The organism is Vibrio sp. ZF 223 (genome assembly GCF_003050585.1).
Classification (GTDB): domain Bacteria; phylum Pseudomonadota; class Gammaproteobacteria; order Enterobacterales; family Vibrionaceae; genus Vibrio; species Vibrio crassostreae.
Genome location: NZ_PIGB01000002.1, coordinates 183,932 through 208,290, shown reverse-complemented (window position 1 = coordinate 208,290; position 24,359 = coordinate 183,932). Strand labels below are relative to the sequence as shown.

General features: G+C 43.8%; 20 protein-coding genes, 1 tRNA gene and 1 riboswitch. Of the genes, 4 read left to right on the top strand and 17 right to left on the bottom strand.

What is annotated here, in order from left to right; all coding sequences use genetic code 11:
- Positions 1 to 109 precede the first annotated feature (109 nt).
- Both CWO13_RS05680 and pta read left to right on the top strand, forming a co-directional pair.
- Positions 110 to 1,306 (top strand): acetate kinase, encoded by a 1,197-nt coding sequence (locus CWO13_RS05680; protein WP_017107306.1) that lies wholly within the window; start codon positions 110 to 112, stop codon positions 1,304 to 1,306.
- Positions 1,307 to 1,453: 147 nt separating this feature from the next.
- Complete coding sequence (pta, locus tag CWO13_RS05675; RefSeq protein WP_048659731.1) at positions 1,454 to 3,619, top strand: phosphate acetyltransferase; 2,166 nt, start codon at positions 1,454 to 1,456, stop codon at positions 3,617 to 3,619.
- A gap of 82 nt (positions 3,620 to 3,701) precedes the next feature.
- On the opposite strand, the gene CWO13_RS05670 is transcribed toward pta, so the two are convergent.
- From CWO13_RS05670 to moaA, 11 genes are all read right to left on the bottom strand, one after another.
- The gene (locus tag CWO13_RS05670; protein WP_108082635.1) at positions 3,702 to 4,640 is read right to left on the bottom strand and encodes a glutathione S-transferase family protein; all 939 of its coding nucleotides are present in this window, start codon (positions 4,638 to 4,640) and stop codon (positions 3,702 to 3,704) included.
- A 198-nt stretch (positions 4,641 to 4,838) separates the two neighbouring features.
- Positions 4,839 to 5,831: a murein tripeptide/oligopeptide ABC transporter ATP binding protein OppF gene (gene oppF / locus CWO13_RS05665; protein ID WP_017632507.1), complete on the bottom strand. Its 993-nt coding sequence runs from the start codon at positions 5,829 to 5,831 to the stop codon at positions 4,839 to 4,841.
- A complete protein-coding gene (locus CWO13_RS05660) occupies positions 5,828 to 6,799 on the bottom strand; it encodes an ABC transporter ATP-binding protein (protein ID WP_048659733.1) in 972 nt (323 codons plus the stop codon). Before CWO13_RS05660 ends, oppF begins: the two co-directional genes overlap by 4 nt.
- 42 nt (positions 6,800 to 6,841) lie before the next feature.
- Positions 6,842 to 7,744, bottom strand: coding sequence for an oligopeptide ABC transporter permease OppC (gene oppC / locus CWO13_RS05655; protein ID WP_048662067.1), 903 nt, complete (start codon positions 7,742 to 7,744; stop codon positions 6,842 to 6,844).
- 12 nt (positions 7,745 to 7,756) lie between these two features.
- Positions 7,757 to 8,677 carry an oligopeptide ABC transporter permease OppB gene (oppB, locus tag CWO13_RS05650; RefSeq protein ID WP_017062174.1) on the bottom strand — a complete coding sequence of 307 codons (921 nt, stop codon included), beginning with the start codon at positions 8,675 to 8,677 and terminating at the stop codon, positions 7,757 to 7,759.
- 114 nt (positions 8,678 to 8,791) lie between these two features.
- Positions 8,792 to 10,423 (bottom strand): ABC transporter substrate-binding protein, encoded by a 1,632-nt coding sequence (locus tag CWO13_RS05645; RefSeq protein WP_102433496.1) that lies wholly within the window; start codon positions 10,421 to 10,423, stop codon positions 8,792 to 8,794.
- Positions 10,424 to 11,073: 650 nt separating this feature from the next.
- Positions 11,074 to 11,547, bottom strand: coding sequence for a molybdopterin synthase catalytic subunit MoaE (gene moaE / locus CWO13_RS05640; RefSeq protein WP_102433497.1), 474 nt, complete (start codon positions 11,545 to 11,547; stop codon positions 11,074 to 11,076).
- Between the two features lie 2 nt (positions 11,548 to 11,549).
- The gene (moaD, locus tag CWO13_RS05635; RefSeq protein WP_048662065.1) at positions 11,550 to 11,795 is read right to left on the bottom strand and encodes a molybdopterin synthase sulfur carrier subunit; all 246 of its coding nucleotides are present in this window, start codon (positions 11,793 to 11,795) and stop codon (positions 11,550 to 11,552) included.
- Positions 11,792 to 12,271 (bottom strand): cyclic pyranopterin monophosphate synthase MoaC, encoded by a 480-nt coding sequence (gene moaC / locus CWO13_RS05630; protein ID WP_017093480.1) that lies wholly within the window; start codon positions 12,269 to 12,271, stop codon positions 11,792 to 11,794. Before moaC ends, moaD begins: the two co-directional genes overlap by 4 nt.
- Positions 12,272 to 12,283: 12 nt before the next feature.
- Positions 12,284 to 12,796: a molybdenum cofactor biosynthesis protein B gene (gene moaB / locus CWO13_RS05625; RefSeq protein ID WP_004734027.1), complete on the bottom strand. Its 513-nt coding sequence runs from the start codon at positions 12,794 to 12,796 to the stop codon at positions 12,284 to 12,286.
- A 370-nt stretch (positions 12,797 to 13,166) separates the two neighbouring features.
- Complete coding sequence (gene moaA / locus CWO13_RS05615) at positions 13,167 to 14,156, bottom strand: GTP 3',8-cyclase MoaA (RefSeq protein WP_017632500.1); 990 nt, start codon at positions 14,154 to 14,156, stop codon at positions 13,167 to 13,169.
- Positions 14,145 to 14,297, bottom strand: a riboswitch (molybdenum cofactor riboswitch). It overlaps the preceding gene by 12 nt.
- Positions 14,298 to 14,491: 194 nt before the next feature.
- Between moaA and CWO13_RS05610 the strand changes: the two genes are divergently transcribed.
- Positions 14,492 to 15,379: a YvcK family protein gene (locus CWO13_RS05610; protein ID WP_102433498.1), complete on the top strand. Its 888-nt coding sequence runs from the start codon at positions 14,492 to 14,494 to the stop codon at positions 15,377 to 15,379.
- A 108-nt stretch (positions 15,380 to 15,487) separates the two neighbouring features.
- Here the strand turns inward: CWO13_RS05610 and luxU are convergent, their stop codons facing one another.
- From luxU to uvrB, 3 genes are all read right to left on the bottom strand, one after another.
- On the bottom strand, positions 15,488 to 15,832 hold the full coding sequence (gene luxU / locus CWO13_RS05605; RefSeq protein ID WP_102433499.1) for a quorum-sensing phosphorelay protein LuxU: 345 nt from the start codon (positions 15,830 to 15,832) through the stop codon (positions 15,488 to 15,490).
- A 24-nt stretch (positions 15,833 to 15,856) separates the two neighbouring features.
- On the bottom strand, positions 15,857 to 17,245 hold the full coding sequence (gene luxO / locus CWO13_RS05600) for a quorum-sensing sigma-54 dependent transcriptional regulator LuxO (RefSeq protein WP_004734031.1): 1,389 nt from the start codon (positions 17,243 to 17,245) through the stop codon (positions 15,857 to 15,859).
- A 302-nt stretch (positions 17,246 to 17,547) separates the two neighbouring features.
- Positions 17,548 to 19,578 carry an excinuclease ABC subunit UvrB gene (gene uvrB / locus CWO13_RS05595; RefSeq protein ID WP_055319718.1) on the bottom strand — a complete coding sequence of 677 codons (2,031 nt, stop codon included), beginning with the start codon at positions 19,576 to 19,578 and terminating at the stop codon, positions 17,548 to 17,550.
- A 509-nt stretch (positions 19,579 to 20,087) separates the two neighbouring features.
- Between uvrB and CWO13_RS05590 the strand changes: the two genes are divergently transcribed.
- A tRNA-Asn gene (locus CWO13_RS05590) sits at positions 20,088 to 20,163 on the top strand.
- A 205-nt stretch (positions 20,164 to 20,368) separates the two neighbouring features.
- Here the strand turns inward: CWO13_RS05590 and CWO13_RS05585 are convergent.
- The 3 genes from CWO13_RS05585 to sph all read right to left on the bottom strand — a co-directional run bounded on the left by CWO13_RS05585 (position 20,369) and on the right by sph (position 24,326).
- Positions 20,369 to 20,809: a hypothetical protein gene (locus CWO13_RS05585; protein ID WP_102286074.1), complete on the bottom strand. Its 441-nt coding sequence runs from the start codon at positions 20,807 to 20,809 to the stop codon at positions 20,369 to 20,371.
- Between the two features lie 19 nt (positions 20,810 to 20,828).
- Entirely contained in the window at positions 20,829 to 22,160 is a 1,332-nt protein-coding gene (locus tag CWO13_RS05580) for an excinuclease ABC subunit B (protein WP_102530173.1), read from the bottom strand.
- Positions 22,161 to 22,838: 678 nt separating this feature from the next.
- Positions 22,839 to 24,326: a sphingomyelin phosphodiesterase gene (sph, locus tag CWO13_RS05570; protein WP_258186365.1), complete on the bottom strand. Its 1,488-nt coding sequence runs from the start codon at positions 24,324 to 24,326 to the stop codon at positions 22,839 to 22,841.
- Positions 24,327 to 24,359: the final 33 nt, after the last annotated feature.

The window sequence follows — 24,359 nt, the reverse complement described above, 5'->3', positions numbered from 1 at the left end:
ACGTTTTTTTGACCAAGGTTAGTACGCAAGCTACCGTGCTTCGTCTATTCTTGAGATTAATTTTCATCCTTAACTGATTTCGATCAGAAAAATTAACAGGTAGTCATTAATGTCTAAGCTAGTTTTAGTTTTAAACTGTGGTAGTTCTTCTCTTAAATTCGCTGTGGTTGATGCAGAAACAGGTGCTGAGCACCTAACTGGTCTTGCTGAGTGTCTGGGTCTTCCAGAAGCTCGTATGAAGTGGAAACTTGATGGCAAGCATGAAGCACAACTAGGCGCGGGCGCAGCTCACGTAGAAGCACTATCTTTCATGGTAGAAACTATTCTTGCTTCTAAGCCTGAGCTTAAAGCTAACCTTGGCGCTATCGGTCACCGTATCGTACACGGCGGCGAGCAGTTCACTTCTTCTGCACTTATCACTGATGAAGTACTTAAGGGTATTCAAGACGCTGCGACTTTCGCACCTCTTCACAACCCAGCTCACCTTATCGGTATCGAAGCGGCTCAACAGAACTTCCCTGGTCTACAAAACGTTGCTGTATTTGACACTGCGTTCCACCAAACAATGCCTTCTGAGTCTTACCTATACGCTCTACCGTACAACCTGTACAAAGAGCACGGCATCCGTCGTTACGGCATGCACGGTACTTCTCACCTATTCATCACTCGTGAAGTTGCAGGCCTACTAAACAAGCCAGTTGAAGAAGTTAACATCATCAACTGTCACCTAGGTAACGGCGCTTCTGTATGTGCTATCAAGAACGGTCAATCTGTAGATACTTCTATGGGTCTTACTCCTCTTGAAGGTCTTGTAATGGGTACTCGTTGTGGTGACCTAGATCCTGCGATCATCTTCCACCTACACGACGCTCTTGGTTACTCTGTTGAAGAAATCAACAACATGCTAACTAAAGAGTCTGGTCTTGCTGGTCTAACTGAAGTGACTTCTGACTGTCGTTTCGTTGAAGACAACTACGGTGAGAAAGAAGAAGCAACTCGTGCAATGGACGTGTTCTGTCACCGTCTAGCTAAGTACGTTGCTGGTTACACTGCAACTCTAGAAGGTCGTCTAGACGCAATCACTTTCACTGGCGGCATCGGCGAGAACTCTGGCCCAATCCGTGAAATGGTTCTTAACCGCCTAGGCATCTTCGGCATCGAAGTTGACGGTGAAGCTAACCTTAAAGCTCGTTTCGGCGGCGAAGGTACTATCACTACAGCTAACAGCCGTATCCCTGCAATGGTTATCTCTACTAACGAAGAGCTAGTAATTGCTGAAGACACTGCGAAACTAGCAGGTCTTTAATTGATTTTCCTGACTAGCTTCACTCGAAGCTAGTCAGTTTTTCATATCAAGAAAATGGGGCTCAACTTCTATTCCTACCCCAATTTAAATATCGGTGGGAATAGCAGTTGAGCTTTTTTTATTTCCAATAGTCAAAGGTGTTCGTCAATGTCACGTACTATTATGCTTATCCCTACAAGCGCTGGTGTTGGTCTTACTAGTGTTAGCATGGGTGTTCTTCGCGCTATGGAGCGTAAGGGCGTAAGTGTTTCTTTCTACAAGCCAATCGCTCAGCCTCGCAGCGGTGGTAACCAGCCAGATCTAACGTCTACTATCATCAGCGCAAACAGCGACATTAAGATTGGTGAGCCAATCGCAATGACTAAAGCTGAAGCTTTGATCGGTAGCGAAAAAATGGACGAGCTTCTTGAGTCTGTTGTTGAGCAATACAACAAGATCAACAAAGACGCAGAAGTAACGCTAATCGAAGGTCTAGTACCTACTCGTAAGCACCCATTTGCTAACCAAGTGAACGCGGAAATCGCGAAAACACTTGGCGCGGAGATCGTATTCGTTGCGACTCCTGGTACTGACAACCCTACGCAACTTAAAGAGCGTATCGAAGTAGCATGTTCTAACTTCGGCGGTACTAAGAACAAGAACATCAAAGGCGTAATCATCAACAAGCTTAACGCTCCTGTTGATGAAGCTGGCCGTACTCGCCCTGACCTATCTGAAATCTTTGATGATGCAGACAGCGCTCAGCAAGCGAACCTTGAAGTAATGCAAATCTTCAACTCTAGCCCTATCCGTGTTCTTGGCTGCGTGCCATGGAGCATCGACCTAATCGCAACTCGTGCGGTTGATATGGCTAAGCACCTTAACGCTGAAATCATCAACGAAGGTGAAATCGCGACTCGTCGTATTAAGAGCATCACTTTCTGTGCACGTTCTCTACCGCACATGATTGAGCACTTTAAGCCAGGTTCACTGCTAGTAACTTCTGCAGACCGTCCTGACGTTATCGTTGCTGCGGCTCTTGCTGCGAAAAACGGTGTTGAGATTGGCGCAATCCTACTGACTGGCGGTTACGACATTCCAGAAAGCATTGCTAACCTTTGTGCACCAGCATTCGCTTCAGGTCTACCGATCTTCAAAGCTCAAGGTAACACTTGGCAGACGTCTCTAAACCTACAGAGCTTCAACCTAGAAGTTCCTGCAGACGATAAAGAGCGTATCGAGTTCGTTAACGATCACGTTGCAAGCCACATCGATGGCCCTTGGATTGATTCTCTATCTGAAGGTACTCAAGGCATTCGTCGTCTAAGTCCACCAGCATTCCGTTACCAGCTAACTGAATTTGCTCGTAAAGCGGCTAAGCGTATCGTTCTTCCTGAAGGTGACGAGCCACGTACAGTTAAAGCTGCGGCTATCTGTGCTGAGCGCGGTATCGCGACTTGTGTACTTCTAGGTAACCCAGAAGAAATTCGTCGTGTTGCTGCACAGCAAGGTGTTGAGCTTGGCGCTGGCGTTGAAATCATCGATTCTGCATCAGTTCGCGAAAACTACGTAGCTCGTCTAGTAGAACTTCGTGGCGCTAAAGGTATGACTGAAGTTGTAGCTCGTGAGAAGCTAGAAGATTCAGTATTCCTAGGTACTATGATGCTTGAAGCTGGTGAGGTTGACGGCCTAGTTTCTGGTGCTGTTCACACAACGGCGAACACTATCGTTCCTCCGTTCCAGATCATCAAGACTGCCCCTGATGCTTCTATCGTATCTTCAATCTTCTTCATGCTTCTGCCTGATCAAGTTCTTGTATACGGTGACTGTGCGATCAACCCAGATCCAACAGCTGAACAGCTTGCTGAAATCGCTATCCAATCTGCAGATTCTGCTGCGGCATTCGGTATCGACCCACGTGTTGCTATGATCTCTTACTCTACTGGTGAATCTGGTAAGGGTGCAGACGTAGATAAAGTACGTGAAGCAACCAAACTTGCTCAAGAGAAACGTCCTGATCTAGTGATCGACGGTCCTCTACAGTACGATGCGGCTATCATGGAAAACGTTGCTGCTTCTAAAGCACCAAACTCTCCAGTAGCGGGTAAAGCGACTGTATTCGTATTCCCAGACCTAAACACGGGTAACACGACTTACAAAGCGGTACAACGTTCAGCAGATCTAGTATCTATCGGTCCAATGCTTCAAGGTATGCGCAAGCCAGTAAATGACTTGTCTCGTGGCGCTCTAGTAGACGATATCGTTTACACGGTAGCTCTAACGGCTATCCAAGCAGACCAAGCTGCACAAGCTGAAGAAAAAGTAATTAACTAATTTTTCTTTTGTAGAAAGCAAAAACCCTAGATTTTTATCTAGGGTTTTTTTATGTCTGGAGTAAAAGAACTATTTGGTAAGCCTAGACTCGTCCATGTGGCGATTCTAAATCTAGCGTGGGTCCTTTAGGGACAACCTGAGTTGGGTTAATGCCCGAGTGGCTGTAATAGTAGTGACGTTTGATATGGTAAAAATCCGTCGTCTCTTGGATGCCTTCGATCTGATACAACTCTTTTAGGTAACCTTGAATATGTTTGTAATCGGCAATTCGTTGCTTGTTACACTTAAAGTGCCCTACATATATCGCATCAAACCGAATCAGAGTGGTAAACAACCGCCAATCCGCTTCTGTAATCTCGTTACCCGCCAGATAACGGTGTTCGCTAAGATGGGCATCCACTTTGTCTAACGCTTCAAATAACGCGTCATACGCTTCTTCGTAGGCCTCTTGTGTGGTCGCAAAGCCGGTACGATAAACGCCGTTATTGATGTTCGGATAGATGTAGTCGTTCCATTCATCAATCTTGCTCGCCAATTCCCATGGGTAGTAATCATCAGTGTTGCCCGTTAGCTCATTAAACTCTGAGTTGAACATGCGGATGATTTCAGACGACTCGTTACTCACAATGGTATTGGTTTTCTTATCCCATAAAACAGGAACCGTGACTCGACCTGAATAGTCCGGTTTGGCTTGGGTGTAGATTTGGTGCATTCGAGTGTGACCGAACAGAGGCTCAGGCAAGCCCATTTGCCAACCTTCACTCATCATGTCGGGGCAAACTACTGTCACATCAATATGATCGGTTAGGTCTTTCAGTTCACGGAAGATCAGCGTGCGATGCGCCCACGGACAAGCTAACGATACGTATAAGTGGTAACGACCACTTTCTGGCTCAAATTGCGCACCGGCTTTATTTTCAACCCAGTTGCGAAAGCCCGCATCTTCACGAACGAACTTGCCACCGCTTTCTTTGGTGTCGTACCACACATCGTGCCAAACACCTTCAACTAACTTACCCATATCCAAACCTCTGTGATGCTAACTTTTCTCTAGTATAAAAAAAGCCAACTTTTTCAAAACTAGAAGAAGTTGGCTTAGTTGTTCGAATATTTTGATGAAGCTTGTTGAGCGGACCTATAAGCCTAAGACAAAAAAAGCGCGACTCTAATAACTAGTCGCGCTTAAGCCTGTCACAGGCTGAACCGTTTTAAATAGGCTCTAGACTTGTACGTGCAAGCAAGATACTGCGTGAACGTCATCGCCTTGAATCGTTGGCTTAGTTTGCGCACACGCCTCTGTTGCTTGTGGGCAACGAGTACGGAACACACAACCTGATGGCGGATTGATTGGTGATGGTAGATCACCTTCCAACATCTGAATGGTTTTGCTGCGCTCTAAGCGAGGATCTGGAATTGGAACTGCAGACATCAACGCTTTTGTGTACGGGTGCTTAGGATCAGAGAACAAGGCATCTGATTCGCCAAGTTCTACCGCGTTGCCTAAGTACATCACCAACACGCGGTCAGAAATGTGTTTAACAACCGACAAATCGTGTGCGATGAATACCAAAGACAAACCTAACTCTTTTTGTAGCTCCTTCAGAAGGTTAACTACTTGAGCTTGGATAGATACATCCAATGCCGAAACCGGTTCATCACAGATGATCATCTTAGGCTTCAAGATAAGAGCACGTGCGATACCGATACGTTGACACTGACCACCAGAGAATTCATGTGGGTAACGGTTGATTACGTTTGGTAGTAGACCAACCTTTGCCATCATCTCTTTAACTCGGTCCTTCACTTCCTGTTTAGAAAGTTCTGGGTAAAAAGTCTCTAGAGGCTCAGCAATGATGTCACCAACAGACATACGCGGGTTAAGCGATGCTAGTGGGTCTTGGAAGATCATCTGAATCTCTTTACGAGTTTCACGACGCTGCACTTCCTGCATTTTAGTTAGGTCTTGACCTAACCACATAACTTCGCCGTCTGTCGCTTCAACCAAACCAATGATTGCGCGAGCAAATGTCGATTTACCACAACCAGACTCACCTACTACACCCAGCGTCTCCCCTTCGTAAAGGTGAATATCAACGCCATCAACAGCTTTCAGGTTTGACGGTTTTGCCCAAGGCCACGCTGATTTAGCTGCGATGCTAAAGTGAACTTTCAGGTCTTTAATATCTAATAATAACTGCTTATCTACACTCATTTTGTCCAAGTCTCCCAGTCAGAAAAACAAGCACGCTGACGGTCATTACCAAATGGCGTCAAAATAGGTGCTTCTTGCTTACAACGGTCCATTACACGGTGACAACGGTCTTGGTAAGGACAGCCTGTTGGCAGGCGAAGTAAGTTTGGTGGATTACCTGGAATCGTCGGTAGAATTTCACCTTCTGTATCCAAACGAGGAATCGCTTTCAGTAGGCCTTCTGCATATGGGTGGCTTGGCTCGTAAAAGATTTCATCAACCGTGCCGTACTCCATTGTACGACCAGCGTACATCACAAGTACCTTGTCACATGAACCTGCAACTACACCCAAATCGTGGGTGATCATGATGATTGCCGTGTTGAACTCATCTTTCAATTCGTTCAGCAATTCCATGATTTGCGCTTGAATAGTTACATCCAAAGCGGTTGTTGGTTCATCAGCGATAAGCAGTTTAGGACGACACAATAGTGCCATTGCGATCATCACACGCTGACGCATACCACCAGAAAACTCGTGTGGGTACATGGTGATACGCTTGCGTGCTTCAGGGATTTTCACCGCTTCAAGCATGCGTACTGATTCTTCAAACGCCTCTGCTTTACCCATGCCTTTGTGCAGCATAAGTACTTCCATCAGCTGATCACTTACTTTCATGTAAGGGTTCAGTGATGTCATCGGATCTTGGAAGATCATCGCGATCTGTTCAGCACGAACTTTGTTCAGTTCTTTCTCTGGAAGGTTAAGAATCTCTTTACCTTCAAACTTCGCGCTACCCGAGATGATGCCGTTCTTAGCCAGCAGACCCATGATAGAGAATACAGTTTGTGATTTACCTGAACCTGACTCACCCACGATACCCAGCGTTTCGCCTTGGTTGAGTGAGAAGTTCAGATCGTTTACTGCGGTTACGATACCATCTTGCGTGGTAAATTCGACGCGCAGATCTTTGACATCTAATAAGCTCATTATTGCTTCCTTAATCTTTTATAGCTTTTAATTGCTATTTCTTTATCTGTCTTTTGGATCAAGCGCGTCGCGCAGACCATCACCTACGTAGTTAAAGCAGAACAGCGTAACTACCATGAATGCCGCAGGGAACGTCAGTTGCCAGATTGCAACTTCCATTGTTTGCGAACCTTCTTGAAGCAATGCGCCCCAGCTTGTCATAGGCTCTTGAACACCAAGACCAAGGAAAGATAAGAATGATTCTGTAAGGATCATGCTTGGAATAAGCAGCGTAGAGTAAACCGCTACGATACCCAGTACGTTAGGTACGATGTGACGTGTAATGATCTTCCATTTACTCACACCACATACGTGTGCTGCTTCAATGAACTCTTTACTACGTAAGCTCAGCGTTTGACCACGTACAATACGCGCCATATCTAGCCAAGCAATCGCACCAATAGCAACGAAGATTAGGATGATGTTACGACCAAAGAATGTTACTAGAACGATAACTAGGAACATGAATGGAACCGCGTACAAGATCTCTAGGATACGCATCATCACTCGGTCAGTACGACCACCGATGAAGCCAGAAGCGGCACCGTAAAGCGTACCAATCAGTACCGCTACGAATGCACCCATCACACCAACCATCAGTGAGATACGGCCACCGATAAGCGTACGAACGTACAAGTCACGGCCTAAGCTATCAGTACCAAACCAGTGATCCGCATTAGGACCCACGTGCATTGCGTACCAGTCAGTATCATCATAAGTATACTGAGCTAGCATCGGTAAGAAGATAACCGCCAGTACCATAATAGTAAGGATGAACAGGCTGACCATCGCAGCTTTGTTACGCATAAAACGAATGCGAGCATCCTGCCACAAACTACGACCTTCAATCTCTAAACTCTCAGAGAACTTTTCGATCGCTTCTAAATTTTCTTTTTTCTTCAACATAACCAGTCCCTGTTAGTAGCGAATTTTCGGGTCAATCAGCGCTAGCAAAATATCAACGATTGCGTTGAACAAGATGAATAGGAAACCAATCAAGATGGTTACACCCATTACTAGCGAGTAGTCACGGTTAAACGCGGCGTTAACAAACAGCTTACCGATACCTGGTAGGCCGAAGATGGTTTCAACAACAACTGAACCTGTGATGATACCTACGAACGCAGGGCCCATGTAAGAAACAACAGGTAGCATTGCTGGCTTAAGTGCATGTTTTAGAATGATGTAACGGTAGCTTAGGCCTTTTGCACGTGCAGTTCGGATAAAGTTACTGTTTAGCGTTTCAATCATGCTACCGCGAGTAATACGAGCAAAGGTTGCTACGTAAAGAAGAGACATCGCGATAACAGGCAGCACGATGTACATGAATGTACCGCCATGCCAACCACCTGCTGGGAATATGTTCCAGTGCAGGGAGAAAAGGTAAATAAGCGCCGGTGCCAACACGAAGGATGGCATCACCACCCCGAGCATGGCGGTCGACATTATGGTGTAGTCGACCCAGGTATTGTGCTTCAAGGCAGCAATCGTCCCGACGGTGACCCCCATCAATAGTGTGAAGATAAAGGCAACGAAACCTACCTTCGCAGATACTGGAAGTGCAACCGCGATCAGCTCATTTACTGTGTAATCTTGGTATTTAAAAGAGGGACCGAAGTCACCTTGTAAGATATTTGTCAAATACGTGGTGTATTGTTCAAATACTGGTTTATCTAAGCCGTATTTAGCTTCGATGTTAGCCATAACTTCTGGCGGTAATGGACGCTCGCTTGAAAACGGGTTACCCGGTGCGAAACGCATGAGAAAGAAAGATATAGTGATCAACACCAACATGGTTGGAATCGCTTCAAATATCCTTTTCATAATGAATTTAAGCATAAACTCACTCTTTCAGTCTGTGACAATTAAAATTAGAAAGACGCTACATGCGCGCCCTGCGCATGTAGTGTCTGTATCGTTATAGTTATATTAACTTTTTAGAATCGAAGCTTATTATTGAGCTTTGATGTATAGGTCTTTCGAGAAGATCTTATCTTCCGCGTTGTTGATTGGGAAACCACCAACATGCGGGTTAAGTAGACGAGATTTAACGTATTGGTAGATAGGAGCGATTGGCATGTCGTTTGCCATTAGCGCCTCAGCTTCTAGGTAAAGTGCTTTACGCTCTTCTTCTGAAGTTGAGTTAAGTGCTTTATCGATGATTTGGTCGTAAGCCGCGCTGTCGTAGTGAACACCACCGGTAGTGTTGTTACTCTTCATTAGCGTTAGGAACGAAGACGCTTCGTTGTAGTCACCACACCAACCAGCACGTGCTACTTCGAAGTCACCAGAATCTTTAGAAGATAGGTACGTTTTCCACTCTTGGTTCTCAAGTGTTACAGAAAGACCCAGTGTTTTCTTCCACATAGAACCTAGCGCTACAGCAATCTTCTTGTGGTTCTCTGAAGTGTTGTAAAGTAGGTTGAATTTAAGTGGGTTATCTTTTCCGTAACCCGCTTCTTCAAGAAGACGTTCCGCTTCTGCGTTACGCTCTTTCTGAGACATCTTGCCGTAAGCAGGCAGCTCAGGATCGAAGCCAGCTGTGATTTCAGGCGTTAGGAAATACGCAGGTTTTTGACCTTGCGCTAGGATAGCACCTGTTACGATATCACGGTCGATCGCGTAAGAGATTGCCTGACGAACACGAACATCATCAAATGGTGCTTTCTTCGTGTTGAAGATGTAGTAGTAAGTACATAGGTTACCCGCTACAGATACATCTTCCGCGTACTCTTTTTGAAGACGCTTGAAGTGCTCAGTTGGAAGTTCGTTTGTGAAATCGATTTCGCCAGATAGGAAGCGGTTCATTTCCGCTACTTGATTTTCGATTGGTAGGAAGGTTACTTTATTTAGAACCGTCTTATCGTTGTTCCAATATTGGTCGTTACGCTTTAGAACTAAACGCTCGTTAACAACCCATTTATCAACAGAGAATGCACCGTTACCAACGAAGTGGTCAGGCTTAGTCCATTGATCACCGAATTCTTCAACAGTAGCCTTGTGTACTGGCTTCATTGTTGTGTGGCCCATCATCATTACGAAGTATGGTACCGCTGCTTCTAATTCAACAACAAGCGTGTTTGCATCTACAGCTTTAACGCCTAGCTCACTCTTGTCTTTCTTACCCGCTACGATGTCCTTCGCATTCGCCATCTTGGTATATTCCATGTACCAAGCGTATGGAGAAGCCGTTGCAGGATCAACTGCACGTTGCCAGCTGTAAACGAAATCTTCAGCTGTTACAGGATCGCCGTTAGACCATTTTGCGTCTTTACGTAGGTGGAAAGTGAATGTTTTGTTGTCTGTCGTTTCCCAGCTTTCAGCAACACCAGGGATAGTATTACCGTCGCCATCTTGGTTCACTAGACCTTCTAGAAGATCACGAATTACGTGAGATTCTGGTACACCTTGAGATTTGTGTGGGTCGATAGTCGCAACTTCAGTACCGTTACCACGAACAAGTTCCTGAACTTTTGCTAGTTCTGTGCCTGCTGGAACTTCAGCAGCGATAGAAAGAGTAGAAGAGGCAGCCACTGCCAAACCAGCACCTAGAAGAAGGGCCTGAGTGATTTTATTCTTGTACATTTAATAAACTCCAAGTTTTATGTATTGCATCCATGACTTCTTTGCTTGGTTCACTGAACGGCAGTGATTTAGATTTATTTAGCTCAAAATTTAAGCACAAAAATCTAAAACCTTACAAAGATTGAGGCACACACTATCAACCATTGAAGTAATTTGCCATAAACAAGTCGCAAAAAATCGGATAATTCTCCGAATTACTCAAGGTAATAGTGTAAATCTCTAATAAAAACCTTATGAATAGTGAGTTACACATAGGGATTAATTAAAAAACAGCCTTTAGTGTTGATGTATCTGTATTGATACTTTTTTTTAGCATCTTATGCTAGAACACTGTCGGCAAATTAACATTAATGCCACATGAAATCTAATTGCACATCACATATCCCCTAAATCGACTCCACTATTTGTGAGGGTTATCACTTTATACAAAACAGCATAATGCACTGCACCAAAACAGATTTAGAAATGCACCAAGACAGACAAAATCACGTATCGAATTTATATGCAACCTGAATGAGTAATCATTTATTAATACACCACTCATTTATAAATAGCTTTATAGCACGCACAAAAAAGCCGACCTTAATAGTCGGCTTTTTACTGTCTCAATCAACAGAACAAATTTTTGAAGCAACATCATATTGCGAGAATTATTTCTCCCAACGCTCCGCAGCTTTGGTATCTGAATCGCGAGAATCAACCCAACGAGTTGTTTCAGTGGTACGTTCTTTTTTCCAAAACGGCGCTTTGGTTTTCAGAAAGTCCATAACAAACTCACACGCTTCGAAGGCAGCGCCACGATGTGCACTTGATACACCAACGTAAACAATCTGGTCACCGATATCTAGGTCACCAACGCGATGAATCACTCGCATCTTCTGAATAGGCCAGCGCGCTTCAGCTTGATCACAGATCTCGCTCAGCGACTTCTCTGTCATACCCGGATAGTGCTCTAGAGACAAACCAATCACGTTGTCGCCAAGGTTCATGTCGCGAACTTTACCAACAAACGTCACTACCGCTCCTGCAGCTGTGCCTTGAGCTAGATAATCGTATTCGTCACCCACAGAAAAGTCTTCTGCAGTAACTACTACTCTTAGATCTATAACTCGAGAATCATTCATGACTAGCCTCCAGTCACTGGTGGGAAGAAAGCCACTTCATCGCCGTCTTTCACTTCAGTCGTCAAAGGTACGATTGATTGGTTAAGCGCAGCCAAAAGCTTGCCCTCTTCCAATGCGATATCCCATTTGCCTTCTTGTGTTACAAGGTGGCTGCGAATCGCTGCAATCGTCTTGAACTGTGCATCAACTTCAACGCTGTCCACACCAACAAGTTCACGAGTTTGAGCAAAGAAAAGAACTGTAATCATGATTCCACCTTAAAGTGACCAGACTTACCACCCGTCTTCTCTAACAGACGTACATTCTCGATAACAATATCTTTCTGAACAGCTTTACACATATCGTAAATCGTTAACGCAGCAACAGAAGCAGCCGTTAGCGCTTCCATTTCTACGCCTGTCTTACCCGCAAGCTTACAAACAGATTCGATGCGAACCTTGTTTTCAGACTCGATAGCTTCAAGCTGCACTTCTACTTTGGTTAATAGCAGAGGGTGACACAGTGGAATCAGATCCCACGTCTTCTTAGCCGCTTGAATACCCGCAATGCGTGCCGTTGCGAAAACATCGCCTTTATGGTGGCTACCAGAAACAATCAGCTCTAGCGTTTCAGCAGACATTTTTACGAAAGCTTCCGCTCTCGCTTCACGTACTGTCTCAGCTTTTGCCGATACATCGACCATGTTTGCTTCGCCAGACGCGTTAATGTGTGTAAATTGGCTCATACTCAAACCGCCTTATACAGAAAGGTGTGGCATGAAGTTACAAGGGCGGTGACTAGCATCCATTTGTTGCTTGATGATCTTAGTCCAACCTGTGCGACAAGCACCTGTAGAACCTGGCATCGCAAAGATAACTGTGTGGTTAGCAAAGCCCGCAATCGCACGAGATTGAATTGTCGATGTACCGATCTCTTCATAAGATACTTGACGGAATAGCTCACCGAAGCCTTCTACTTCTTTGTCAAATAGTGGCTTAAGCGCTTCAGGCGTGCTGTCACGAGAAGTAAAACCAGTACCGCCAGTGATCATGATCGCTTGTACGCTTTCATCAGCGATCCACTTGGATACGATCGCACGGATCTTGTACATGTCATCGATAACAATTTGCTTATCAACCACGTTGTGGCCTGCTTCTTTAGCATGCTCAGCTAGGTAACCACCGGACGTGTCATTTTCTTCTGTACGAGTATCTGAAACGGTTAGTACTGCGATGTTTGCTGCTTGGAATTTGCTTTCTGCGTGACCCATTTGTTCACCTATATAAATTTTTCAATTGTGAGGGCGTGTTGACCTTTCGTGATTAAATTTTGTTCGAGATAAAAGCGTTTTAATCGCGGCGAGGGGGAAGTAGCCTAGTCATTCTAAGCAAATCTCCCTCAACAAAGAGTAAAACGCTTTTTGCGGGGGCGCCCAGCTCGAACCCTTCGGGCAGCGTTTGCTGGTCATTTCTACTACGTTATCGGCTTCTCATGTAGGCTAGCTACACATCAAAGCCTCTGCCTTGTATAAATACCCAGCAACTCGCTGCAAAAATCAGCTCGAAAGAGCAACACGCCCTAGACTGATTCGCCCAGCCTAAAGAAGCTGAGCGATAAAATGCTTTAGAGTATATAGCGGGTTAACCGCCGATTGACGCCAAGTTTGGAGTCATGCCGCTGTTGCCATCATGTAAGAAGTGGCTAACAGACTTGGTTTGAAGCTGAGCCTGAATTCGATCAATGAGCTCTTGCTCTTGTTGATCTTCTTGAATCAGATCTCGCAGTTCAACACCGTGGTCGCCAAACAGACATAGGTGAAGTTTACCAGTCGCAGAAACACGCAGTCGGTTACAACTCTCACAGAAGTCTTTCTCGTAAGGCATGATCAAACCAATTTCACCCTTGTAGTCTGGGTGGACAAACACTTGTGCTGGACCATCGTTAACCGCTTTGACTTTTAACAGCCAACCGTTAGCAATAAGCTGATTGCGAATCGCAACGCCAGACACATGATGTTTATCGAACAACTCGTCCATCTCGCCGGTTTTCATCAGCTCGATAAAACGTAATTGAATAGGTTTGTCTTTGATCCAATTAAGGAAGGCTGGTAATTCCTGACTGTTGAGGTCTTTCATCAATACAACGTTGACTTTGACTTGTTCATAGCCAACCTCAAACGCTTTATCAATGCCTCGCATAACCTCAGTAAACTTATTCTCACCAGTGATCTGATGGAACATACGTGAATCTAAACTATCCACGCTAACGTTTATATGGGTTAAACCAGCATCACGCCATTGCCCTACTTGTTTCTCCATGCGGTAGCCATTCGTTGTCGTGGCTACTTTTTCGATGCCTGGAGTAGAAGCAACGGTATGTATGATTTCAGGAAAGTCTTTACGCAGACTCGGCTCTCCGCCTGTAATGCGGATCTTTGAGGTACCACAATCTGCAAACGCTTTTACAACGCGTTTGATCTCGGGAACACTTAAAAAAGACGAGTTTTTTTGCCCTGACGGTTTGTAACCATCCGGCAAGCAGTAAGTACATTTAAAGTTACAGACGTCTGTAACCGACAAGCGCAAGTAATAAAACTTGCGATGGAATCTATCTTCGAATTGTTGCGCCACGGAACACCTTTCCAAACACGGGAGGCATAATCATTTCCAATTAAGCCCTTGTGACAACATGTCACTGGCTCTTGATGCGTATCGGTACAGCAAATACCACTGTGCGACTTAGCATGCGAGAGCTCGGAGTTATGGCAACCGCACGTCATATTCATACGTGCAGTAGCTGAGTAATAAAATACTTAATATTTGTACGTGAATCTAGCTCTGATGGTAAAAAACGGGTCACATCGGCAAAAAAAACGTATCAAACGCTCAAAATAACTCTTGTTGAGTATATAGCGAGAAGCATTTAACCTAAATTATAGTTGGTAATAACCTAACAAGAACAAAAAATGAATATTTACGCTTCAAAGAAGGTCGTAGCAATCGGTGGAGGCCATGGCTTAGGTCGTATGCTTGCTGCACTAAAAGACTTTGGTAACAACGCAACTGGCATTGTTGCAACAACGGATAATGGCGGCTCAACCGGACGAATTAGAGACTGCCAAGGTGGTATCGCTTGGGGAGATACTCGTAACTGTATCAACCAATTGATCACTGAACCTTCAATCAGCTCGATGATGTTTGAATACCGCTTTCGCGGCCAAGGTGAACTCGACGGTCATAACTTGGGTAACCTGATGCTCACAGCATTAGACAACCTCTCGGTTCGCCCACTAGAAGCGATTAACCTAATTCGAAATATGCTCAAGGTCGACGTCAATATCGTGCCGATGACCGAGCACCCTTCTGACCTCACAGCCCTATCAATGGACGGACGTTGGGTAACCGGCGAAACCAACGTTGATGACATGACAGAAAAACTGCGCATGATGGATCTGTCTCCAGAAGTGCCCGCAACCAAAGAAGCCGTTGCAGCCGTCGAACAAGCCGACTGTATCGTTCTTGGCCCTGGCAGCTTCCTGACCAGTGTGATGCCCCCTCTTCTCCTTCCAGAGATTGGGAAAGCCATCGCTGAGAACACCAAGGCTAAGGTTATCTTCATTGAAAACCTATCTCCAGAACACGGTCCTGCAGGAAAAATGACGCTTCAAGAACAGCTTGAATGGTGTGAACGTACCTGCAAAGCGAGAAAAATTGATGTTGTGCTGGGCAATGCGCCGCACCCTGAACTTGAAGGGCTTTGGAACTGCGTGACCACCGATCTTGCCTCTCCTAATCGAGATTGGCGACATGACCGTTTAAAACTTCAACAAGCGATTCGGGCTCAACTGGCTTAATGCTTGCAGCCTAGGCTAAACCACAGAAACCAGTAAAAACAAAAAAGGAGCATCATGCTCCTTTTTTAGTCTCTGTATCTCTACCTGTAGATTTAGCGATTAACCGCTTTAGAGATCAGTCATCAACTGCTGATATTCAGTATAAGTCGATAGTAGAAGTTCCTGCATATCTTGAAAATCAATATCTGTCACAGGCAATGCTTGCTTCACTTTTGCGTCTAAGCTAATAGCAAAACTACACAAAGAATCGGCACCAAAACTCGCAGCACTGCTCTTCAACGCATGGCTGATATCGGCCAAATACTTAGACGTATCGGTATCTTTGTTTAGCTCTAGGTGCTCGTGGTATCCCTTCAATTCACCTAAAAATATTTCCAGTAATACTGGGACATTCTCTTGCCCTATTTCGCCGGCAAGTTCATCAACTTTTTGCTGATTTAATACTTTCGTCATTATTATTTTCTTATTGTTTGGTGATTACTGCTTCGCATTCCACGTTTGCAACTTACGGTATATGGTCGAAGGACTCACATCTAAGAAGCCTGCTGCTCGGGGGATATTGCCATCACACGCTTTAATGGCCTGTTCGATGGCCGTTTTCTCAGTGATCCACAATGGGAAAATATCTTTTACCGTGATGTCTTCATTCTGCTTTTCTTTCAATCGCAGGCTGTTTTCAATCGGTTGGTTCAATGGGGGCGGAAGCATGTTTAGAGTAATCTCTTTACCGTTATTCAAAACCACCACGTTTCGCAACACGTTTTGTAGCTGACGAACGTTACCCGGCCACTCATATTGATTAAAGCGATCAAGTACTTCTTGAGCAAAACGTACAAACGCCTTCCCTTCCTCTACCGACATATAGCCTAGTAACGAGTACGCAATCTCGATGACATCTTCACCACGCTCACGTAATGGCGGCAAGTGCAGCGGAATCACGTATAAACGATAGTATAAATCTTCTCTAAAGCGACCTTCTTGTACTTCTTTCCAAGGGTCACGGTTGGTCGCACACACAAAACGAACGTCCACACTCTTCATCTTCGAAGAGCCGACTTTTTGAAAAGTACCGGTTTGAATAAAACGCAGAAGCTTGGTTTGCAGTTCAAGGTCCATCTCACACAACTCATCGAGGAACAGTGTTCCACCGTCAGCCAATTCAGCAGCACCTTGGCGATCCGTTGCCGCGCCAGTAAAGGCACCTTTTACGTGGCCAAACAGCTCACTTTCAATCAAGTCTTTAGGAATTGCCGCACAGTTGATGGCGATGAAAGGCTTATCACCACGCTTACTCGCCGCGTGAATCGCTTCTGCACATACCTCTTTACCCGTACCACTTTCACCGGTAATGAAAATACTCGCTTTACTCGATGCGGCGGAATCGATAGTTCGGTAAACCTGCTGCATAGTTTGGCTACTGCCAATAAAACCTTGATAGTTCTGGTTTCCCGGATGTTCCGAACTGTTCTTAAGCTTGGTAGCCTTACGGATTGCGTTGTTCACCGTAATACGAAGTCGGTCGGCTTCACATGGCTTGATAAGGAAATCTTGAGAACCATGACGCATTGCTTCTACGGCGGTATCGATAGAGCCGTGCGCTGTCATGAAGATAACGGGCACTTCAGGGTACTTTTGTTTTACAGCAAAGAGCACATCCATACCCGTCATATCAGGCAGACGTAGATCTAATAAAATAAGGTCAGGGATTCGATGATTCAAACTCTCAATTGCATCGCGGCCAGTGCCGACAATGTTGATATCAATTTCGAGCGGTGTAAGATACGAGCGATATAACGCTGCGACTGAAGCCGTATCCTCCACCATCAACAAATACTTTGATTTGTTATCTAACGTTTTTGATTGCATATCCTAGCCATTTATAATTTGCATTTCTTATTATAGTCGCATTCCGCTTTGCATTATGCAAATTAGCCACAATATTTGTGATGTATTTTTTTACTTACTTCAAACAATCAATGTTTTATCTATCTGGCACGAACGATGCAGTAATATAAATGACCTTCGGGTCACCTAGCCAACTGACGTTGTTAGTGAACCGAGTGTTCACAAACGTAAGCCAGTAGAACAATTACTACTGGCTGTTTTTTTGTCTGAACCACTCTCAATTCTTATCTTGAGGGTATGAACTTCTTGAGTAAGAAGTGAGACTAGCTGTTGGTAATGAATTGCTTTCTCATCTGTTCAATCTCATCACGCTTTTGCGCCGCCAACTCAAACTCCAGATTCTGAGCATGCTGATACATCGCAGCTTCTAGCTTACTGATCTCTTTATCAAGCTGCTGTGGCGTAAGCACTGCATAACTTTCAGATGGCTCAGCCACCTTAGATAGTGGAACTTGCTTAGATTGACGCTGCTGTTTCGACTTGGTGATGTCACCCAGCTCCATAATATCTTTGATATTACGTTTCAGCGCTTGTGGTGTAATACCTTGCTCTTCGTTGTAGGCCTGTTGTTTCTCACGACGACGATCGGTTTCATCAATCGCTTTTCTCATCGACTTAGTAATCGAGTCACCATATAAGATCGCCTTACCTTCGAGGTTACGCGCGGCACGACCAATGGTTTGGATCAGAGAACGCTCAGAACGCAAGAAGCCCTCTTTGTCTGCATCAAGAATCGCCACCAACGATACTTCCGGCATATCCAAACCTTCACGAAGTAAGTTAATACCCACTAACACGTCAAACTCGCCCAAACGTAAGTCTCGGATGATCTCGACACGCTCAACGGTATCGATATCAGAGTGCAAGTAACGCACTTTAACGCCATGCTCACTTAAGTATTCGGTTAAGTCTTCCGCCATTCTCTTAGTTAATGTTGTGACCAACACGCGCTCTTCTTTCACTGAACGGATTCTGATTTCAGACAACAAGTCATCCACCTGAGTCGCGACCGGTCTTACTTCAATGATCGGGTCTAACAGGCCAGTAGGACGCACCACTTGATCAGCAATCTCGCCATCTGATTTTTCAATCTCGTAATTACCCGGCGTTGCCGACACAAAAATCGTTTGTGGAGCTATAGACTCAAATTCTTCAAACTTCATTGGACGGTTATCCAATGCAGAAGGCAATCTAAAGCCAAACTCGACCAAGGTTTCTTTACGAGAACGGTCACCTTTATACATCGCACCAATTTGCGGCACAGTCACGTGTGACTCATCGATGATCAGCAAACCATCCTCAGGCAGGTAATCAAATAACGTTGGAGGCGCTTCCCCTTCCGCACGGCCGCTCAAGTATCGTGAATAGTTTTCGATACCGGAACAGAAGCCAAGCTCAGTCATCATTTCAATATCAAACTGAGTTCTTTGAGAAATACGCTGCTCTTCGAGAAGCTTATTGTTGTCTTTTAAGTATTGAGCACGATCTCGCAATTCATCCTTGATGTTCTCAATCGCCTCGAGGATTTTTTCTCTTGGGGTTACATAGTGAGTTTTTGGATAAACGGTAAAGCGCGGTAAGTCTCTTTGCTTAATCGCACCAGTCAGTGGATCAAAGATACTAATGCAATCGACTTCGTCATCGAACATCTCAATTCGAACCGCATCTTGGTCAGATTCAGCCGGAAAGATATCGATCACTTCACCACGAACTCGAAACTGACCACGTTCAAAAGCGACGTCGTTTCTTGAATATTGCAGTTCAGCCAAACGGCGCAAAATATCACGCTGATCCATCACCTCACCACGACTCAAGTGAAGCATCATCTTCAAATACGACTTAGGGTCACCAAGACCGTAGATCGCCGACACAGAAGCCACAATGATGGCGTCTTTTCGTTCTAGTAAGGCTTTGGTTGCCGAGAGCCTCATCTGTTCAATATGAGCGTTCACAGACGCATCTTTCTCGATGAACGTGTCCGTGGTTGGAACGTAGGCTTCAGGTTGGTAGTAATCATAGTAAGAAACGAAATACTCAACGGCATTGTTTGGAAAGAAAGATTTCATCTCACCGTAAAGTTGAGCCGCCAATGTCTTGTTAGGCGCTAATAGGATCGCAGGTCTTTGAGATTGGGAAATGACGTTGGCAAGGGTAAAGGTTTTACCAGAGCCCGTTACCCCTAATAGAGTTTGATGTGCCAAACCAGAATCTAGTCCATCTAATAATTTGGTTATCGCCGTCGGCTGGTCACCGGACGGGCTGTAGTCCGATACCAAGTCAAAGAGTTTGCTCATAGGTCGCCATTTCCATACTGTTTTTTTAATCAGGTCATTGTCACTCTAGGTGGAGTGTCGTTGCAACTATTATCTAGAGAAATGCATCTTAAGATCAGATATCAGTTATAGCTTTTATTTTTAGAACTTGGTATTATCCGTGCCCCTGCAAGATCTCTTCAGCTAAATTACTCGATTTTTAATCCACTACTTTTCCCCAAAAAATCTAAAAATACCGCTTGTTTTACTGTTCGGTTTATAATCTACAAAAGTTATACAATCGCGATATTTTGATATAAATCTTTTAAATACATTGAGTTAGATAAAATTTTTACATTTTTCGATTTATCCCAATGATTGTTGTTAAAGTTTCACACACACACTTATCCACAATTTTGGTGGATAACTAAAGCAAAGCTAAATCCAATAAGGTGTTCAAGAAAGTAAAGTTTTTTATCTTACTTTTTTCTGATATTTTTTATTGACAGAAATTCGGACAATTATTAGAATTCGCGTCGCTAACAAGCAATTCCCCTTTAGTTCAGTTGGTAGAACGGCGGACTGTTAATCCGTATGTCGCAAGTTCAAGTCTTGCAAGGGGAGCCAAATTCAGAAAAAAGCCCAATCTTTCGATTGGGCTTTTTTCGTATGTAACTGCGACTAACTTGTTCCAAGTTAATGTCACAAACTTAGCCGCTCACGTTCATCGTTGATCAAAAAAGCCACGAACTAATCCGTGGCTCACTTAACTTTTGAGACTACAAACTACCCGAGAAGTAATGGGTATCTCGTAGAATCCATTTATATTGCATTATAGGTGACGAGCGATCGTGTCCGTCAAAACCGCAGCTACCTTATCATCGCCAGCTTGATCGCCTTTACTGTAGGTATTGATCTGACGCTTCGATGAATCGTGGATATTAGTGATGGCTACCACTTCTCTCTCAATACCAAATCCAACCAACTTAATCATCAATTCTTTATTTTTGAATGAGTCGCCAACGATCACGATAGAGTTAAAATCTTTCAGTAGCTCTTTAGTCAGATCTTCAACTTGAACATCATTACTATTAATAAAAAAGATATCCGCAGATTTCGCAGAGCTTCGCTCTCCAGCAGACTTCAGTTGGATTTGCTGCATCTCATTGAACACACCATTATCTTGCGTTCCAATGGTAGATAGGCTCGCAGCATTAGAAGCCAAAGACAATAGCAGTGTACTAGCAAAAACAGTACTTTTAACAAAATTCATTCTCTTTACCCTCTAATAACTAAAGAATTGTTTCTTTCATGATGCGGAACGTTTGACCTTTATCGTCAATATCGCAATCGGTATCGATCGTAATGCCGTAGTTAGAATCTCTTTGGTATAAAGTTGACTCATTCTCATTAATTGACCAACTACTGCCATACATATTGAGATAGGCGCGCGAAACCGTCACCGCATTGCCGAATACCAGTTTTTGGTCAACACAAGTATTCCAATCAGCAGTGTAGTTTTCTTGCCACGTCTCATAGCTCTTTAGGTCGTAAACTCGGTACAGGTCTTCACCCCAAATTTCAGCAGCGTTCTTTACATGCCAAAATTCTGCAGATGGAGCATCTCTGTAATACCCAGCTTCTCCCACAGCTTTTGTATTAATAGTCTGGACAACCGAGTGGCCGATATCATTGCCTTCATCAACCGAGGTGTAATTCAACATATTGTGTGTCTGACTCGATTCTTTAGTTTGGCTAAAACCAAACCCAACACCCAGACCAGCAGACGGACCATCTGATTTGCTCGCTTCAAAAGAGCCAGTAATATCGAAACTAAAAGACGTACTCTCAGCTAACGAAATCTCTTTGTTCAAATTACTCGAACTTGGAAAGCTTTGCTGGTTCACAAACAGATTTCCATGTCGTCTTTGAGGGAGACAGTAATCGTTGTTTTTATCGTTTTCACACTCTTCAGACAAGTACTTCCAAGTCAGCCTTGATTGCTCTTTCGCATTATTAGGAGCCTCATCAACGGCTTTCTTGTGAGCCCAATTGTAGGCATTGTCACCTGACATGAAATTAAATTGAGAATTACCATGGAAGATCTGACCTAAGTATCCTTCTGGGTAATAAAAGTGTGGCGCAACTTTCTCATCTTCCCACTCGAAAAAATAGCCTCCGTCGGCAAGGGTTTGACGCGTGACATTCATGCTACCGTCAACCGCCATAATATAGTTAGTCTTATTTGACTGAGAAAACATCAACAAATCGATGGTACGTGCGACATCAACCTGTTCATGAATTTTGTACTTCTCCTTACCATAGCTATAAGCACCATTCTGAGAAGTGATAATAAATTGCTCTTCAATTTGACCATCTTCTATTCTGGCATGCTGACAGAGGTTCGCAATTTTTCCAGGTAAACCCTGCTGCTCTAGGTGATTGTTAATGTATTCTACTTTGGCATTAAAGATATCACAGGCTGTCGCAGGATCATCGTACGCAACATACTCATCAGCCCCTTTGAAGTAGGCATCATCAATTCCAGGGATAGGAGATGCATTAACATAGCCAGATAACATAGAGACTGTTATCAAGCTCAAACTGAAGTGTTTTAATTTCATCACTCGTTCCTTTTAACTGCATTTGCACCAATATCGATGCCTTTTAAAATTAGCGAGTAAAAAAAATATATTCACAATAAAGTTGTAATAAAAAAATCTATTTATCGTTGAATATACCTGAAAATACCAAATTGGACATTTTATATATCGCAGGAGAAGTTAAGACCGTTCATTTTAGATTCTTCGTCCTTAAACCTCCGATAACAATGGGAAATAAGCCGACCTTGTTCTACACGATACGAGAGGCCTGAATGTCCTATGTTAATTCTCTTCCGCCATATTAGTAGGTCTTCAAGTGAATCTACCTTCTCTATTTGAATTTGTATTTTTTCAAAGTATCCATCAAAGTTCATAATTCAACATCTTACCAAAGCCAAAAACCATACCAACTAGTTTTTATAATTAAGGTACTTATAAAAACCAAATTTCAAAAATTCGGTTAGCCAATCACTAACCAACCGATAATTGAGAGAATTATTTTTTTATAATGTAAAAAGCCACACTAAAGTGGCTTTTTATTTAACGATGGTGACCTCTGGGCTGCATTGATGGCTAATCAACCTCACAGCTTACTATCACCAAACACACTCTAATGTTTCACTATTTACAATAAACCAAATGAGTCAAGTAGTACTGAAAATCAAGTAATTTCAAGAAAAATCAACATTTAGAATATGTTCATTTATAAGTTAGACTCAATTCCCAGTCAGAGAATTCAAAGTTATCCATCTCAATAATGAACAGCCCATTTTCGCTAACTGGCAGCTCCTTAGTCGCTTTGATGTACGTATTTATAGGCTCAAGATATTTGTCCGCTGATGTCCACAAATGATGCGCATGATCATAAATATATACGACATCACCATTCTGGATGCAGCTTTCGGATTCTGTTGGGCGGCTGATCTTCATGAAGTCAGAAGAGTCGTGATCTTCGGTATAATACGTATTACTACTATAGGTCCAGTAGTAATCTTTATAATCATCTTTCCTTGAGATCTGAACATAGTCATTGTCGTGAATACAAGTACCATTATATGGATGCCAGTTATCTAACTTAAACTTAGCGTTGGATTGCTCTCCATCGCGACCGTAGGTAAGCCAGCCATTAGGCACATTTGGATCCGCGTAAACATATTCACCAGTCGATCGATGCTTTAGCCTGATTGAGTTATATGGCTTATTGATTGGACGCACACTATGAATTGGCGTGCTTTCATCTGCATACTCAAACGCAGCGACAGGGAAATGGTCTGAATACTCATAAAAGTAATACGGCTCCTGTGTGCCAGGTAAAGCAACTCTATCCGATGCGATATCTAACACTTGGTTGTGCCAGTTCTTGGGTTGCTTGTGACTACGCTCGACCAGAACATAGTCAAGTAATTGCCCTTTTAGATCAGAATAGTTTGCGTGTGCTAAACCATTTACTGCAGGGTCCCATGAGTAAGGCGCACCGGCGTAATTGGTCGGCTCTGCTACATTTAAGGTCTCGAGCATTGAAGAAAACTCTTGTGACTCTTTTGCTACATTTAGATCACCAGCAATAAAAAACATTTCGTCAGCTGAGCGATTTGCCCCGAAAATATAATTCTCTATTTGTGCAAACTGGTCTTGTCTAACCACAGAGGGAGGAGTTTTGCAGGTATCATCATCAGCTTGAACGTGAGTGCCGATAATATTGTATCTCTCTCCACCTTTATTAATGACGGTATGTATAAAACCTTTTTGAGATGCCCAGTCTGCACCGCACCCATCTCTGAAGATCACTTGTGACTTGTACTCAATCGGATATTTACTGAATACAATCACGCCGCCATCATCAAGAGATGTCGATCGCCAACCTTCAGTGTGATCCCAGCCATTTTTTGTACGGCCTAAGACAGGAGTTAAATATCCAAACTTCTGAGCGAGTGCATCGATAAGTATTTGGCTCGCTTGGTTGTCGAACACTTCGTTAAATATAACCACGTCAGTATCATCAAAAACCGAAGAGTTCGCCAATAACTGTGCTCGTTTATTTGGATTAGTCCCACCAACGAAAACGCCGAGACGATGATCCAGCATATAAATGTTATAATTCATTATCTTGGGGGGTGAGCTGATCTCCTCAGCTAGCGAATTAAGACTGATCAGTATGAGCAAGACTGATATTAGATATTTAGTCATGGTTAGTGCATCTCCTATTAAACTGAGATGCAT